The following is a 15,626-nucleotide window of genomic DNA, read 5'->3' as shown; positions in this document are numbered from 1 at the left end:
CGGACCCATGGCCGCTGATCCCGACTGCCTGTTCTGCAAGATCGTCGCGGGGCAGATCCCGTCGACGCGCGTCTACGAGGACGAGCGGACGATCGCCTTCATGGACATCAACCCGGGTACGCGCGGGCACCTGCTGGTGATCCCGCGCGAGCACGCGAAGGACCTGCTGGAGATCGACCCGGAGGACCTCGCGGCGTGCGCGCGCACCGCGCAGCTGCTCGCCCAGCGCGCGAAGGACAAGCTGAATGCGGACGGGATCAACCTGATCAACAGCTGCGGGCCCAAGGCCTGGCAGACGGTCTTCCACTTCCACATCCACGTGATCCCGCGCTACGACGGCGACCCGCTGCGGCTTCCGTGGCAGCCGGCGCCCGGCGATCGTGACGAGATCGCACAAGCAGCAGAGCTCCTGAGCGCGTAGACATCTCCACACCCAGCAGGTGTAGAAGGCGGTTGCGTCCGTACTGCGCACCTGTATAGCGTCTGCCCCGTTGGGGCCGGACGCACCGACCGGTCGAAATAAGTGCGGCGTGGTTAGACGTCGAGCAGTAGTCAAGTGGGGTCATCTGTGGGCACCGGTACGGTCAAGTGGTTCTCGGACGAGAAGGGCTTCGGCTTCATCACGCCCGACGGGGGAGGACGTGACCTGTTCGTCCATTTCTCCGGCATTACGGGCGACGGATATCGATCGCTAGCCGAGGGTGCGAAGGTCACCTTCGAAGAGGAGAACGGGGACAAGGGCCCCAAGGCGATCAACGTCCAGAAGCTGTAAGGAGAGACGCCGTGGAACCGGGGGGAGACGCATCCCCCGGCCTCCCGTCGTGTTCAATGCGTGTGTGATGGTCTCTCGCACGCTCACGCTCGCCGCGGCGACATCGGCCGTGGCGCTGGCTTCAGCGTCCACACCCGCCTCGGCAAAAGTCATCGAGGTCGGTCGCACGGACGCCGCGCCGGCGTGCCCGGCCGCACCCTGCCTCGCCGTCTCGCGCACCACCGGCTACCAGATCAAGGTCGGGGATGAGCGCAGCGCGTTCACCGTTCCCGAGGACGGGAAGATCGTCGCCTGGTCGATCAACCTCGGCCGTCCGTCGGCCGAGCAGATCGCGTTCTTCGACAAGAACCTCGGTGGTCCCGCGTCGGCGCGGTTGACCGTCCTGCGCCAGGGCAAGACGCTCTACTCCCGCACGGTGACCCAGAGCCCGGTGCAGCAGCTCAAGCCCTACTTCGGGCAGACGGTGCAGTTCCCGCTGGGCCGCTCGCTCAACGTCAAGAAGGGTTATGTCATTGCACTGACAGTTCCGACGTGGGCGCCGGCGCTCACGCCGCTGCTGACCGACCACAGCTCGTGGCGCGCCTCGCGCGAGAAGGGCAAGTGCAACGACACCGGCACGCAGACCGCCCAGCAGTCGCTGGACACGGTCAAGCAGTACCGCTGCCTCTACAAGGCGCGCCTCACCTACAGCGCGACCCTCGTCACCCGCCCGGCGCCCACCCCGGCGGACCCGCCGAGCGACGGGACGTAGCCTCCCGCGGCGGCGCCGCGGCCAGCTTCACGCCCGCGGCGCGGTCCGGCACCTGCGGGCGGTCGTGCCCGAGCAGGTCGAGCAGCGCGTCGATCACCTCGGGGTCGTACTTGGACCCTGAGCCGGCGCGTAGCTCGGTGATGCTCCGTGCGGGCGTGAGCGCCGGCCGGTACGGGCGCTCGGTGGTCATCGCCACGTACGCGTGGCAGGCGAGGATCACGCGCGAGCCGACGGGGATCCGCGTGCGCTCGAGCCCGTCGGGATAGCCGGTGCCGTTCCAGTGCTCGTGCTCGTGGCGGACGATCGGCGCGAGCGTCGACAGCTCCTTGGTGCGAGCGAGGATCCGCTCGCCCACGATCGGGTGCTCGGACATGACCTCCCACTCCTCCTGGGTGAGCGGGCCGTCCTTGGTGAGCAGCTCCTCGGGCATCGCCAGCTTCCCGACGTCGTGCAGGAGCGCCGCGTGCGCGATCCGCTCCACGTGCCCGGAGTCCAGCCCGAGCATCATCGCGACGCCGCGCGCGAGCCGGACGAGCTCCTGCGTGTGCTCGTGCGTGTAGTTGTCGCGCTCCTCGATCGCGGCCGCCAGCGCCTGGACGGCGGCGGGGGAGCCCGAGCGCGACTGCAGCAGCGCCAGCTCACGCTCGACCTCGGGGTTGGCGACGGCCACGCGGCCCTTGCCGGTGCGCTTGGCGAGCATCAGCGCGCGGTCGGCCTGCTCGAGCAGCCCGTCGGCGTCCAGCCCGTCGTGCCAGGCGGCGACGCCGATCGAGCACTTGCCGCCGATCGCGTCGCGGCAGCGCTCGGCCACCTGAGCGGTCATCTCCTCGTCCGAGCCGGGGAGCAGCAGCACGAACTCGTCGCCGCCGTAGCGGGCGACCTGGTCGTACGGGCGCAGCTCGCCCTGGAGCGCGCGGGCGACCGTGCGCAGCAGCTCGTCGCCGGCGGCGTGGCCCTGGGTGTCGTTGACGCCCTTGAAGTCGTCGAGGTCGAGGATGACGGCGCCGAGCGGATGCCCGTCGCGGCGCGCGCGGGCGATCTCCTCGCGGATCCGCAGCTGCATGGCGCCGTGGTTGAGGACGCCGGTCAGCGCGTCCGTGCGGGCGACGTGCTGGACGTGCTCGAACGCCTCCGCGTTGCGGCAGGCGACGGTCGCCAGGCCGGCGATCGCCTCCAGCGTGCGGACGTCCTCGTCGTGCACGAACCGCCGGCGCTTCCACGCGACCGAAAGCGCGCCGCGCAGCTCGTCGTCCCAGTACATGGGGACCGAGACCGCGGTCATCAGCTCGGGGCGCTGCGGGTGCTGGGTGAAGCCGCCGAGCTGCTGGTAGTCCTGGGTGATGAACGCCTTGCCTGACGCGAACACGCGGCCGGCCGCGCCCTCGCCCGGCTTGATCCGCGCGCCCACCCAGGGCTCCGGGACCTTGTAGCCGGCGGTGGCCACCGCGTCGCCGGCCTCGAGGTCCGCGAGGTAGACGCCCGACTCGTCGCCGTCGAGCGCCAGCGAGGCCTCCTCGACCAGCGTCTGCAGGACCTCCTGGAGCTCCAGCGACTGGCCGAGTGCCCGCGCGGCGCGCACGACCGCGCGGTCCTGCAGCGAGCCGGCGGCACGGCGCTCCTCAGCCTCGAGACGGCCGTAGCCGGCGGCGGCCTGATCGGCGAGCAGCTGGGCGTCGCGGACGTCCTCGGCGGAGATCGCGCGCGGGTCGTTCCAGGCGATCAGGAGCACGTCGCGGATCGCGCCGCCGTAGGCGACCGGGACGAAGAGGGCGGAAGCCACGCCGTGCTGCTCGGCGAGGCCGGAGACGAGCGCGTCGCTCGTCAGCGCGTCCGGGATCGCGAGCGGCGCGCCGGTGCGCAGCACGGTCGCCGTGGCCGAAGGGCCCTCGTCGAAGCGCACGTAGTCAACGGCGTCGGTGGGCTCACCGGACGCGCCCCGGCGGTCCTGGCTGATCTCCAGCAGGCGCGCGCGGTCGGCGCCGAGCTGCGTCGCGAGCGCCTGCTCGAGCGCAGCGAACAGCGCGCCCCTCGACGTGGCCGAGGCGGCGTGGTGGGCGACCAGACTGAGCGGGCAGCCGGCGCCGGCGCTGGTGTCCATGGCGATCCGCAGTACGTTTGCCTCTTCCCGGTCGAAGTAATCGGCCGGTACGACTCGGACTTGACCTTCACGTACCCGCGCCGACGCGCGGGAACACGGACCCGACTCAGCAGGCGCCGGGGTTCTCGGCGCAGTAGTCCTCGAGCCCGGGCGCAGGCGTCTCGGCCTGCGGCGCCGTGTCCTCGGGGGCCGGCTCCTCCTGCGCGGGAGCCTCGGTCCCGCCTTCGGTGGTGCCGGTCGCGCCGGTCGCCTCCTCGCCCGTGCCGGCGTCAGGCGTGGTGGTCGCCTCGGCGTCGGGGTCGGGGGTCTCGGTGGCGTCAGGGTCTTCCGTCGGCGTCGGGGTGGCGGCCGACGAGAAGCCGGCGCCGTCGCCGGGCACGGTGAGCTCGGGCGGGCCGCCAGGGACCTCGCGGTAGGCGACGCTGCTTCCGCCGCACCCGGCGGCGATCAACGCAAGCACAGTGATGGACGCGGCAAGCCGCGGCGCGAGGCGCATACGGCGACCTCCTCTCAGCTGGGCAGCGCGGCCATGCGGCGGCCGCACGTGGGGCAGTCGTTCAGATCCTTCTGGGCGGGCTGATCGCACCAGTTGCAGAAGCGAAGTGTCTCCACGGCCCATGGCAGGCTGGACTTCGACGGCTCCAGGGGGAGCACCTTCCCCACCACCACGAGCTCCTCGCCCGTGTCGTGGTCCGTGTAGACCTTCCCGGGCTCCGCCGCGAGCAGCAGCTCGCGACCCGTGGACGGGGCGCGGAGGCGGTAGAGCTGGCCCTCTGACATCGGCGGTGAGCCTAGCAGCGGCTTCGGCGGCCGCGACGCGTAGCCTTCTCCGCGTGCGAGTCCTCATCTTCCACGGCTATCTGCTGCACGGGACGGGATCCAACGTCTACAACGCCGAGCTGGGGGCCGCGCTGGTCCGCGGCGGGCACGAGCTGCACCTCCTCTGCCAGGAGCGGGATCCGTTCTCGCTGGACTGGGTGGACGCGGTCGGGGACTGGGACGCCGGCGCGCTGCAGGTGCGTGAGCGCGGCGCCGGCCCGGTGCGGGCGACGGTCTACCGGCCCAACATCGGCGGTGTCCTGCCGCTGTACGTCGCCGATCGCTACGAGGGCTTCGACGCGCGTCCGTTCCCGCAGCTCAGCGACGAGGAACTCGACTTCTACATCGAGAGCAACGTCGCCGCCGTCCGCGAGGTCGTCGAGCGCGCCCGACCCGAGGTGGCGCTCGCCAACCACCTCGTGATGGCGCCGCTGATCTTCGCGCGCGCGTTGGGCGAGGACGTGCCGTACGCCGTCAAGGTCCACGGCTCCGACCTCGAGTACGTCGTCAAGCCGTACCCGCGCTTCCGGCCGCACGCGGTCGAGGGCGCGGCGCCGGCGAAGGCGTTCCTCGTCGGCTCGTACCACACCGGCCAGACGCTGTGGGACGAGCTCGACGACCCGACCGTGCCGCCGCGGACGAAGCTCGGCCCGCCCGGCGTGGACGTGGAGCGATTCGCGCCGCGTGCGGTCGACCTGCAGGACCTGCGGAACCGCCTGGCGGCGATGGCGCCCGCCGCGGTGACGGGCTCCTCGTTCGACCGCGACACGCAGGAGGCCGTGGCCGCGCTGGACGCCGTCGAGCCGGGCGACCGGCTGATCGTCTTCGTCGGCAAGCTGATCGCGTCCAAGGGCGTCGAGCTGCTGCTGGCGGCGTTCCCGCTCGTGCTCGCGCGCGAGCCCCGCGCGCGGTTGCTGGTCGTCGGCTTCGGTGCGTTCCGGCCGGGTCTGGAGGCGATGGCCGCGTCGCTCGCGGCCGGCGTCGTGCCCGAGGTGCAGGGCGAGGATGGACGCGAGCTGCCCCAGGTCTCCGCCTTCCTGGCGTCCGCTGACGAGACGTACGCGGAGGCGGCGAAGGCGACGGCGGGGCGGGTGCAGTTCGCGGGCCGCCTCGACCACGACGAGCTGACGGGGCTGCTGCCCGCCTGCGAGGCGATGGCCGTGACGTCGACGTTCCCGGAGGCGTTCGGCATGGTCGCGGCGGAGGCCGCCGCCTGCGGGGCGCTGCCGGTGGTGGCGAACCACTCGGGGTTGGGCGAGGTCGCCCGGACGCTGCGGGCGGCCGTGCCGGTCGAGGCGCGCGACTGGCTGTCGTTCGAGCTGGGCGACTCGTCGGTGACCGAGCTCGCCGACGCGCTGAGCGGCTGGCTGGGCGCACCTGAGGACGTGCGCGCGCGTACGCGGGAGGCGATCGTCGAGACGACCCGCGCCCGCTACTCGTGGGACGGCGTCGCGCGGACGGTCATCGCCGCCGGGCAAGGTGCGCTGGCTGACCTTCCGGACCCCGTGTAGCCGCGAGCGACTCCCTCGTCCTCGTCTCTGGTTAGGATGCCGCAGATGAGGAGAGAGCTGGCGTGGATCGTCGGGGTCGTGTCGGCGTCGAGCGTCCTTGCGGGCTGCCAGTTGAAGGACGGCAACGCCAACTTGGTCAACGGCAAGCAGCTGTTCGTCCAGGAATGCGCCGCCTGTCACACGCTGGAGCGCGCGGGCGCCACGGGCGTCTCGGGGCCGAACCTGGACGCGGCCTTCGCGCAGGCGCGCGCCGACGGCCTGGGCGAGAGCACGTTCCAGGGCGTGGTCTACGGGCAGATCCTGCACCCCAACCGTAACCCTCAACTCAACCCTCAGAAGTTCACGGAGACGACGCCGCAGATGCCCGCGAACCTGGTGACGGGCCAGGACGCGCGTGACGTCGCCGCCTACGTCGCCGCCGCGGCGGCCGTCCCCGGTGAGGACAAGGGCCGTCTGGCGGGCGTGGGCGCCTCGCAGGCCGAAGGCACGGCCACGGCCAAGAACGGCGTGCTGGACATCCCGGTGGCCGATTCCGGCCTGGCCTACAAGTTCGCGGACGCCGAGGCCGAGGCCGGCAGCGTCAAGTTCACGTCGGAGAACCCGCAGCCCGTGGACCACGACATCGCGGTCGAGGGCAACGGCGTCAACGCCAAGGGCGAGGTCGTCACCAACGGCGGCGTGTCCGAGTTCACGACCGACCTCAAGCCGGGCGAGTACACGTTCTTCTGCTCGGTGCCCGGCCACCGCGAGGGCGGCATGGAAGGCAAGCTCACCGTCAAGTAGTGCCGCGCTGCTCCCCGGCCGCGTAGGCCAGGAGCATCGCGCGGCGCAGCAGGTAGGCGCGGGACACGACGTCCCGCAGCTCCAGGTCGGCGGACAGCGCGTCCGCCAGCCGCTCGGCGGGGACGACCAGCACCTCGCCGTCGCGGGCGCCGACCGCGGTCGTCAACGTCAGCTCGCCGCGCAGCAGCGCCAGCTCGCCGATGAAGCTGCCCGGGCCGTGGAAGCGGCCGACGCGGTTGAGCGTGCCGTAGCCGTCGACCATCGCGACCGCGCCGCTGATCACGACGACGAAGTCGGCCGCGGGGTCGCCCATGCCGAACAGCGGCCGGCTGTGGGTGATCGGGCGGCGCTCGCCGAAGGCGGAGAGCGTCGCGATCTGCGCGTCGGTGAGGCGCGGGAAGGCGTCGCTGGGCGGTTCCTCCTCGCGGCGCTCGTCGATCACCAGCGTGTCGTCACCGGGGCCGCGCAGGCGGCCGATCGCCGGCAGGCCGTCGTCGCGGCCGGGCGGTGGCGGCGGGAGCTCGGCGGGGTCGTCGCCGACGAGCGCCGCGGCGAGCGCGTCGGCGTCGTAGCGGCCGAGCAGGCGGACGCCGTTGACGAAGAAGGTCGGCGTGCCGTCGGCGCCGCTGGCCTCGGCGCTGGCGACATCGGTGCGCACGCGCGCGGCGTGCTCGCCTGAGCCCAGTGCGCGCGTGAAGCGCTCGACGTCGAGCCCGAGCGCGCTCGCGTGGTCGACGAGATCGCTGGGGGTGAGCTCGTCCTGGTGTGCGAACAGGCGGTCGTGCATCTCCCAGAACGCGCCCTGCTCACCCGCGGCCTCCGCCGCCTCGGCCGCCAGCACGGCGTTCGGGTGCACGTCAGGGAGCGGCAGATGGCGGAAGACGTAGCGCAGGCGGTCGCCCAGGCGCTCGCGCACCTCCTCGACCGCGCCGGTCGCGCGGCCGCAGAACGGGCACTCGAAGTCGCCGTACTCGACGAGCTCCAGCGGCGCGTCGACGGCGCCGCGGATGTGGTCGACGGCCGGGTCGACCGCGCGGTCGAGCGCGGTGATCGGCGCGTCGTCGGAGTCGGCGGCCAGGCGCTTGTCGAGCGCGAAGATCGCCCAGCCCACGGCGAGCGCCAGCAGCGACGCCGCCAGGATGCCCACGCGGGCCTCGTCGGCCAGCTCCTGCGAGTCGAACGCCAGGTCGGTGACGAACAGCGAGATCGTGAAGCCGATCCCGCCGAGCGCGGCGCCGCCGAGCAGCTCGCCGGAGCGGATCCGCCCGGGCAGCCGGCCGAGGCCGAGCCGGACGGAGATGAGGCTCGTCGCGCCGATGCCCACGAGCTTGCCGCCCACGAGGCCGGCGATCACGCCCCACGTGACCGGCGAGGCGAACGCCCGCTCCAGGAGCGCCCCGTTGATCGCCACGCCCGCGTTGGCGAGCGCGAACACCGGCACGATGAAGAAGCTCGACCACGGGTGCAGCAGCTCCGTGAGCCGCTCGTTGGGGGAGACCGCGCGCTCGACCGACAGCTTCGCGGACCGCGCGAGCTCCGGCAGCGGCGACTGCCCGAACGCGCGTGCGAGGGCGCCCGCCTCGCGCACGTCCTCCGCGCGCGGCGCGAACGCGGACACGCACAGGCCGAGCACGACGCCGGCGAGCGTGGGGTGGATGCCCGACTCGACCATCGCCACCCACAGCACGAGGCCGACGACGAGGTAGACCGGCCCGCGGAACACGCGCACGCGGCTGACGAGCACCAGCGCGAGCACGCAGCCGGCCGCGATCACGATCGGCAGCAGCCGGACGTCCTCGGAGTAGAAGACCGCGATGGCCACCAGCGCGCCGATGTCGTCGACGACCGAGAGCGAGAGCATGAACACGCGCAGATGCGCGGGGAACGCCGGGCCGACCACCGCGAGCGCGCCGAGCACGAACGCGGTATCGGTGGCCATCGCGATGCCCCAGCCGCGCGCGGCCTCGCCGCTCGGGTTCAGGGCCAGGTAGATGAGCGCGGGCACGGCGAGGCCCGCGAGCGCGCCGAGCGCCGGGATCGTGAAGCGGCTGCGGTCGGTCAGCTCGCCCATCGACAGCTGGCGCCGCAGCTCCAGGCCGATGACGAAGAAGAACAGCACCATCAGCCCGTCGTTGACCCAGTGGCGCAGGTCGTGGTCGTAGTCGAAGAAGTCGCCGATGCTGACCGAGATGTGCAGGCCCCAGAGATCCTCGTAGGAGTCTGAGAACGGCGAGTTCGCCCACAGCAGCGCGAGAATCGTGGCGCCAAGCAGCAGCCCGGCGCTGCCGGTCTCGGTGCGCAGGTAGGCGCGAAGAGGGACCGCGAACTGCCCGACGAGCTCGCGCGTGGAAGACCGCGTCATCGACGCGGAAGGATGTCAGAGCGCCTGGATGACGAGCGTCGCGACCAGGACCACGGCCGCGACGGCCAGCACGTAGAGCAGGACGCGGAAGGCGTCCCGCTCGTTGCGCAGAGGGTTGAACTGGCTCAAATGATGTAGACCGTCAGGTAGACGATGATCCACATGACGTCCACGAAGTGCCAGTAGATGCCCGGCACTTCCATGCCGAGGTGATGGCCGGACGAGTAGTGGCCGCGGAAGGAGCGGATCGTCACGAACGCGAGCAGCATCAGGCCGATCGTCACGTGGGCGCCGTGCAGGCCGGTGAGCCCGTAGAAGATCGTGCCCTGCGCGTGGTCCTGCGGCGAGAAGCCGATGTGGACGTACTCGTTGATCTGGATGAACAGGAACGTCGCGCCGAGCAGGAACGTGGCCACCATGCCGAGCTGCAGGCCGAGGCGGTTGTCCTTGCGGATCGACTCCTGCGCGTAGTGGATCGTGAACGACGACGAGATCAGGATCGCCGTGTTGAAGCCCGCGATCAGCTTCGGCAGGTGGTCGCCTTCGGCCGGCCACTCGGCGCCACCCACGACCCGGATGAAGAAGTAGGCCGTGAAGAAGGCCCCGAAGACCATGATCTCCGAGATGATGAAAAGCAGCATCCCGAGCGTCGCCGGGTCCACCCGCGAGGAGCGGTTGGCCGGTGGCGGCCCGTGATGGTGCTCGTCGTGCTCGGCGGCGCCGAGGTGCGCGGCTGCCGCCACCTACGCCCCCGCCGTCTCGTTCACGTGCGCCTCGATGTGCTCGACCGGCAGGTGCGTCGAGTCGCGGACGCGCTCGACGAGCTTGTCGGCCACCCACTGCGACGAGCCCTCGGGCAGCGTCGAGATGAGGATGTCGTGCACGTAGAAGTACTGGACGGCGTTCATGATCGCCGTGTACGGGTCGGGGTCGCCGATCATGCCCGCGGCGATGATGCCGACGTCGTCGAGTGACGCGAGCAGGCGCCGGCCACGCTGCCGGGCGCCGCGGACGTGCTCGCCGTCCGTGCCGTCCTGCGGGACGATCAGCACGTAGCGCTTGGGCTTCTCGCTCTCCTCGGCCATCGCCTTCAGGCGCTCGACCAGCTCGGGCGCGGCGGACGTCAGGTTCGCCACCACGAGCGTCACGTCGAACGGCAGGCCGTCCTTGTCGACGTCGACGACGACGTGCTCGACCGGCACGCCCGTCTCGTCCTCGAGGCGCTCGATGATGTCGCGCTTCATCCACGCCGAGTTGGAGGCCGGCTTGGTGCCGACGATGATCTCGTCGATCGGGTGCGCGCGGAACGCGTCCATGGCCGCGTTGAACGGGTCGGCGTCGCCGACCTCGCCGTCGCCGACGGCCCCGAGGTCGCGGATGTACTCCACCGCGAGCTCCATGCGCACCTGCGCGCTGTCGCGTACGACGTCGTCATAGATGACGTTGCCGTGGCGGGGGCGGGTCTGCGGCACGACCACGAAGAAGCGCGAGCCGTCCTCGGCCCGCTCCTTGATCCGGTTCAGGAGCGCCCCACCGGCGATGGTCTCGTTGGCGAGGATGAGCACGGTCGGCACGGCTTAGACCCCTTCCTCAGCCGACGAAGCGCCGGCCGCTTGCTTTGGCCGCGCCTCTTCGGCGGGCTCCAGGATCCCGTGGACATGGCCGGGCACCCCGTACTCGTACGGGCCACCGACCACGGTCGGGATGCGGTCGAAGTTGAAGGTCGGCGGCGGCGAGGTGACCTGCCACTCGAGCGTCAGCGCGCGCCACGGGTTGGCGGACGCGCGCGGCCCGCCCCGCCACGACGAGACCATGTTGTAGATGAAGATCAGCGTCGAGAGCCCGAGCACGAACGAGCTCAGCGAGATGAACAGGTTCCAGCCGGCGAACTCCTCGGCGTAGTCCGCGACCCGTCGCGGCATGCCCTTCACGCCCACGAGGTGCATCGGCCCGAACGTCGCGTTGAAGGAGACGAACGTGAGCCAGAAGTGCGCCTTGCCGAGCCGCTCGTCGAACATCCGGCCCGTCATCTTCGGGAACCAGTAGTAGACGCCGGCGTAGATCGTGAACAGCGAGCCGCCGTAGAGCACGTAGTGGATGTGGGCGACGATGAAGTAGGTGTCCGAGACGTAGATGTCCATCGGCACCATCGCGAGGATCACGCCGGAGATGCCGCCGAGCGTGAACATCGTCAGGAAGCCCAGCGCCCATAGCATCGGCGTGTCCAGGTGCAGGACGCCTTTCCACAGCGTGGCGAGCCAGCTGAAGATCTTGATGCCGGTCGGCACCGCGATGATCGCGGTCGTGACCATCATCGGGATCCGGATCCAGTCCTGCATGCCCGAGACGAACATGTGGTGGGCCCACACGGTGAACCCGAGCAGCACGATCGCCAGCAGCGAGAAGGCCATCATCCGGTAGCCGAAGATCGGCTTCCTGGATTTGACCGACAGGATCTCCGAGATGATCCCGAAGCCCGGCAGCATCATGATGTAGACCGCCGGGTGCGAGTAGAACCAGAAGACGTGCTGGTACATCAGCACGTCGCCGTCCTTCTCGGGCCGGAAGAAGTTGAAGCCGAGCGCGTAGTCGAAGAGCACGAAGAACTGCGACGCGGCGACGAACGGCGTGGCGATCACGACGAGCAGCGACGTCGAGAAGTTCGCCCACACCAGCAGCGGCATGCGCCAGAAGGACATGCCCGGCGCGCGCATGGTGATGATGGTCACCAGGAAGTTCAGCGCCGTCGCGATCGATGACGCGCCCGCGAACTGGACGCCGATCGTGAAGAACATCTGCCCGAGCGGGGCGGAGGTGCTCAGCGGCGCGTACGCGGTCCAGCCGGTGGAGAAGGACCCACCCGGCGCCAGGAACGACGCGGTCATCATGATGCCCGCGATCGGCAGCATCCAGAACGACAGCGCGTTCAGGCGCGGGAACGCCATGTCCGGCGCGCCGATCATCAGCGGGAGCACGTAGTTCGCCAGCCCGGCGAAGACCGGGATGATGAACAGGAAGATCATCAGCGACGCGTGGACGCTGAAGAGGCCGTTGAAGACGTTCGGGTCCACGAACTGCGAGCCGGGCGCAGCGAGCTCCGCGCGCACGAGCATGGCCAGCAGGCCGCCGATCAGCATGAAGAAGAACGACGTGACGACGTACTGGATGCCGATCACCTTGTGATCGGTGTTGACCCGGAAGTAGTCCTTCCAGCTGGTCGCGCCGTGCCCGGAGTGGTCCTCCGCGCGCTCCTTCTTGCCGGCGGCCCAGTAGAACCAGTAGTCGAACGCGCCGAGGCCGATCAGGAACCACAGCGGCGCGATCAGCAGCGAGAGCAGCAGGATCGCGTTCTGGCCCTTCGCGGTGATCCCGCCGTCGGCGAACGTCTCGAACCCGTAGGCCTCACGCGCGGCGATGATGATCGCGGCGCAGAACAGCGTGCCGAGGACGAGGAAGAGCCCCGCCCGCGGGAGACCTGGTGCGCGCAGTCGAGCGGTCATCCGGTCATCCCCCCTTGGTCACTTCGGACAGGTACTTCGCCAGCGCGTCCACACCGTCTTCGCCCAGCCGCTGGCCGTAGTCCTTGGGCATGGTGTCCGAATACCCGTCAGCGATCTCCGCACTCGGGTCTTCGATCGACGTCTTGATGAAGGCTTCGTCCTTGTCGGCCAGGACCTTGTCGAGGTTCGGGCCGACGGTGGCGTTCGAGCCTGCGTCCGCGAGCGTGTGGCAGCCGCTGCAGCCGTTGGACGTGAACAGCGCCTTGCCGCTGTTGCCACCGCCACCGGCGGGCGGCGCGGGCGGCTTGGCCGCCTCCTGGAGCCAGCTCGTGAACTCCGCCTCGGACGTCACGACCGCCTTCGCGCGCATGGTCGCGTGGCCGAGGCCGCACAGCTCCGCGCAGACGATCGGGTACTCGCCGAGCCGGTTGGGCGTGACGCGGTAGGTCACGTCGAGCCCGGGCACCGCGTCCTTCTTCATCCGGAAGGCCGGGATCCAGAAGTCGTGGAGCACGTCCTTGGCCTGCAGCGTGAACTTGATCGGCCGGTTGATCGGCAGGTGCAGCTCGCGCGTGGCGATCTCCTTGCCGTCCTCACCGGGGTAGTAGAAGGTCCAGGCGAACTGCTCGCCGACGACGCGGACCTCCATCGTGTTCGCCTGCGCCTTCTCGACGTCCGTGAGGACGATGAAGGCGTAGGTGCAGAGGCCGACGAGCAGGATCGCGGGGATCGCGGTCCAAACGACCTCGAGCCGTGTGTTGCCGTGGATCGGCGGGCCGTCCAGCTCCTCCTCGCCCGGACGCATCCGGAACTTGATGACGCTGAACACCACGACGACCGACACTCCGACGAACACGGGTACGGACGCGATGATCAGGACGTCCCACAACGTGTCGATCGGCTTCGCCTCTTCCGAGGCGGCGACCGGGAACCAGTCGATGAGCAGGCCGGCGGCTATCCCCAGGATCGACGCGACGATCCCGATGCCGAGCATCTGCTTCCAGTCAGCGTGTGCGTGCGGGCGCTCCGGTCGTGGACCGGTCTGCGCGAGACTTCTCTCCTCAAGCCCCATCGTCGCGGCATCCTATGGGAGCACGACGTCGGACGCGGAGCCGGGAGGTATCCCGGCGAACAATTTGGCGCTTAGGACTACGCCGCGCGGTACGCGGGGCGCGGCTCGAAGCGGCGCGTCTGGGCCGCCCGCACGGGGCTGTCGGCGCGTCCGCCGGCGCGGAAGTCCGAGGGAGCGACGCCCTGGTAGCGGCGGAACGCCTTGGCGAACTGGGCCGGCTGGCGGTAGCCCACGCGGTGCGCGACCTCCCGCACGGTCAGGGCGCGGGTCGAGAGCATCTCGGCCGCTTTCTGCATGCGCACGCGCGTCAGGTGGTCGCGAAACGTTGTCTCTCCGATCTCCGCGTACGCCCGCTGAAGCTGGCGACGGGACGAAGCGACGCGGCGGGCGATGTCGTCGAGAGACAGGTCGGAGGCGTACTCCCGATCGACGATCTCGGCGGCCTCCTGGAACAGCGAGGTGCGCAAGCGAATGGTTGAAGCTCGTTGCATGGGCACGTACCGGATACGCAGTTAACCCTGTAACGGATGACGAAGTGCCGTCAACGTGCCACTTCTGGCACGTCGGCGCTCTCAGCTTTTCCCCAGCTATCGATATCTGACCACGACGACCAACGCGTCGTCGGTGCCCTTGCCGTGCATGGCGAAGATCCGGTCCGCCAGCGTCTGCGCGGCGCCGCCGCCCGCGAGCGCGGGGGAGATCGCCGCGTCGATGCCGTCGGTGATCATCACCAGCAGATCGCCTCGGTCCAGCGTCATCGTGGCGGGACGCACGTTCGGCATGCGATAGCCGAGCACGCCGCCGAACACGAGCGCGACCTCCTCGCGCAGCTCGGGACCCTGGCGCACGAGCCGCGCGTCGACGTTGCCGACGCCCGCCCACCGCAGCCGCGCGGCCTCCAGGTCGAACCACGCCGCGGTCATCACGACGCCCCGCGTCCGCACGAGCGCCTCGTGGCACGCCTGCATGAGATCTTGCGCGTCGGCTTCGGCGTGCGCGCGCACCACGTCGGCGCACAGGGCGGCGGCGTCCGCCGCCTCCGGGCCGTGGCCCAGCCCGTCGATCACGCACGCCAGCGCGCCGGTCGCGGTCGGCACGAACACGGCCAGGTCACCCGAGCGCTCCTCGCCCTCGTGCGGCGCTCCGGCGATGCCGAGGTCCAGCGAGCCCGGCCAGTCCGCCACCACGTCAGACACTGCGCGTCCACTTCACGAGCGTGACCGTCGTGCCCTCGCCGGGAGCGGTCTGGATGTCGAACTCGTCGACGAGCCGGCGCGCGCCGGGCAGGCCCAGGCCGAGTCCGCCGCCGGTCGTGTAGCCGTCGGTGAGCGCGCGCTCGAGGTCGGCGATGCCGGGTCCCTGGTCACGCGCGACGACCTTCACGCCGCGCCGTCCGTCGGTGTGGCGCACGAGCTCGATGAACACCTCGCCGCGGACCGCGTAGGTCGTGATGTTGCGCGCGATCTCGGAGATCGCCGTGGCCAGCAGCGTCTGGTCGGTGCTCGGCATGTCGAGCGTGACCGCGAGCGCCCGCGCGCGTTGGCGCGCGGTGACCACGTCCGCGTCGGAGTCGATCGCGATCCGCTCGGCCGCGTCAGGGGCCAAGGAACCCCGCCTCGAGGAGTGCGAGCCCTTCTTCGAGGTCCAGCGCCGTCTGCACGTCCTCGAAGCTCATGCCGAGCTGCACCATCGCGAAGGCGACCTCCGGCTGGATGCCGACGATCACGGTCTCGGCGCCGCGCAGGCGGGTCATCATCGCGATGCCGCGCAGCGAGCGCGACACGAACGAGTCCATCACGTCCAGCGAGGTGACGTCGACGATGATCCCCTTGGACCGGTGGCGCGTGACCTGGGCCATGACGTCGTCACGGAGCTGCAGGACGTCGGTGTCGGTCAGCGCGGACTGGATCGAGGCGATCAGGAACGGCCCCTGCTTGAGGATCGGGACGGCCATCGCA

At 70.6% G+C, this 15,626-nt stretch carries 17 protein-coding genes; 5 read left to right on the top strand and 12 right to left on the bottom strand.

From position 1 onward, the window contains the following. Positions 1 to 7: 7 nt before the first annotated feature. The 3 genes from C8N24_RS32965 (at position 8) to C8N24_RS32955 (ending at position 1,523) form a co-directional block, all read left to right on the top strand. Positions 8 to 421 (top strand): HIT family protein, encoded by a 414-nt coding sequence (locus C8N24_RS32965; protein WP_121258637.1) that lies wholly within the window; start codon positions 8 to 10, stop codon positions 419 to 421. A gap of 147 nt (positions 422 to 568) precedes the next feature. Further along, the gene (locus C8N24_RS32960) at positions 569 to 772 is read left to right on the top strand and encodes a cold-shock protein (RefSeq protein WP_121258635.1); all 204 of its coding nucleotides are present in this window, start codon (positions 569 to 571) and stop codon (positions 770 to 772) included. Positions 773 to 839: 67 nt separating this feature from the next. Next, complete coding sequence (locus C8N24_RS32955) at positions 840 to 1,523, top strand: hypothetical protein (protein ID WP_121258633.1); 684 nt, start codon at positions 840 to 842, stop codon at positions 1,521 to 1,523. Here C8N24_RS32955 and C8N24_RS32950 read toward each other — a convergent pair. The 3 genes from C8N24_RS32950 to C8N24_RS32940 all read right to left on the bottom strand — a co-directional run bounded on the left by C8N24_RS32950 (position 1,474) and on the right by C8N24_RS32940 (position 4,401). Continuing rightward, complete coding sequence (locus C8N24_RS32950) at positions 1,474 to 3,621, bottom strand: diguanylate cyclase (protein ID WP_121258631.1); 2,148 nt, start codon at positions 3,619 to 3,621, stop codon at positions 1,474 to 1,476. The two genes, C8N24_RS32955 and C8N24_RS32950, sit on opposite strands and share 50 nt — an antisense overlap. Positions 3,622 to 3,727: 106 nt before the next feature. Continuing rightward, positions 3,728 to 4,072 carry a hypothetical protein gene (locus C8N24_RS34490; protein ID WP_170179589.1) on the bottom strand — a complete coding sequence of 115 codons (345 nt, stop codon included), beginning with the start codon at positions 4,070 to 4,072 and terminating at the stop codon, positions 3,728 to 3,730. 59 nt (positions 4,073 to 4,131) lie between these two features. Beyond that, entirely contained in the window at positions 4,132 to 4,401 is a 270-nt protein-coding gene (locus C8N24_RS32940) for a hypothetical protein (RefSeq protein WP_121258629.1), read from the bottom strand. Between the two features lie 53 nt (positions 4,402 to 4,454). On the opposite strand from C8N24_RS32940, the gene C8N24_RS32935 reads away from it, so the two are divergent. Next, complete coding sequence (locus C8N24_RS32935; RefSeq protein WP_170179588.1) at positions 4,455 to 5,951, top strand: glycosyltransferase family 4 protein; 1,497 nt, start codon at positions 4,455 to 4,457, stop codon at positions 5,949 to 5,951. Positions 5,952 to 5,996: 45 nt separating this feature from the next. Continuing rightward, the gene (locus tag C8N24_RS32930; protein ID WP_170179587.1) at positions 5,997 to 6,734 is read left to right on the top strand and encodes a c-type cytochrome; all 738 of its coding nucleotides are present in this window, start codon (positions 5,997 to 5,999) and stop codon (positions 6,732 to 6,734) included. Here C8N24_RS32930 and nhaA read toward each other — a convergent pair. From nhaA to C8N24_RS32885, 9 genes are all read right to left on the bottom strand, one after another. After that, positions 6,727 to 9,096, bottom strand: coding sequence for a Na+/H+ antiporter NhaA (gene nhaA / locus C8N24_RS32925; RefSeq protein ID WP_121258623.1), 2,370 nt, complete (start codon positions 9,094 to 9,096; stop codon positions 6,727 to 6,729). The two genes, C8N24_RS32930 and nhaA, sit on opposite strands and share 8 nt — an antisense overlap. Before the next feature lie 125 nt (positions 9,097 to 9,221). Continuing rightward, a complete protein-coding gene (locus tag C8N24_RS32920) occupies positions 9,222 to 9,839 on the bottom strand; it encodes a cytochrome c oxidase subunit 3 (protein WP_121258621.1) in 618 nt (205 codons plus the stop codon). Then, a complete protein-coding gene (locus tag C8N24_RS32915; RefSeq protein ID WP_121258619.1) occupies positions 9,840 to 10,670 on the bottom strand; it encodes a hypothetical protein in 831 nt (276 codons plus the stop codon). It abuts the gene before it with no gap. A 3-nt stretch (positions 10,671 to 10,673) separates the two neighbouring features. Beyond that, complete coding sequence (gene ctaD / locus C8N24_RS32910) at positions 10,674 to 12,596, bottom strand: cytochrome c oxidase subunit I (protein ID WP_121258617.1); 1,923 nt, start codon at positions 12,594 to 12,596, stop codon at positions 10,674 to 10,676. 4 nt (positions 12,597 to 12,600) lie between these two features. Then, positions 12,601 to 13,668, bottom strand: a complete 1,068-nt coding sequence (gene coxB, locus C8N24_RS35495; protein ID WP_121258615.1) for a cytochrome c oxidase subunit II — start codon at positions 13,666 to 13,668, stop codon at positions 12,601 to 12,603. A 77-nt stretch (positions 13,669 to 13,745) separates the two neighbouring features. Next, entirely contained in the window at positions 13,746 to 14,135 is a 390-nt protein-coding gene (locus C8N24_RS32900; protein ID WP_245972058.1) for a helix-turn-helix transcriptional regulator, read from the bottom strand. A 120-nt stretch (positions 14,136 to 14,255) separates the two neighbouring features. Then, positions 14,256 to 14,864, bottom strand: coding sequence for a SpoIIE family protein phosphatase (locus C8N24_RS32895; RefSeq protein ID WP_121258611.1), 609 nt, complete (start codon positions 14,862 to 14,864; stop codon positions 14,256 to 14,258). Then, positions 14,857 to 15,273 carry an ATP-binding protein gene (locus C8N24_RS32890; RefSeq protein ID WP_121258609.1) on the bottom strand — a complete coding sequence of 139 codons (417 nt, stop codon included), beginning with the start codon at positions 15,271 to 15,273 and terminating at the stop codon, positions 14,857 to 14,859. The genes C8N24_RS32895 and C8N24_RS32890 overlap by 8 nt, the downstream gene beginning before the upstream one ends. Beyond that, entirely contained in the window at positions 15,263 to 15,622 is a 360-nt protein-coding gene (locus C8N24_RS32885; protein WP_121258607.1) for an STAS domain-containing protein, read from the bottom strand. Before C8N24_RS32885 ends, C8N24_RS32890 begins: the two co-directional genes overlap by 11 nt. Between the last annotated feature and the right edge of the window lie 4 nt (positions 15,623 to 15,626).

The organism is Solirubrobacter pauli (genome assembly GCF_003633755.1).
Classification (GTDB): Bacteria; Actinomycetota; Thermoleophilia; order Solirubrobacterales; family Solirubrobacteraceae; genus Solirubrobacter; species Solirubrobacter pauli.
The sequence above is the reverse complement of the archived record's forward strand: the minus strand, read 5'-3'. Positions and strand labels throughout refer to the sequence as shown.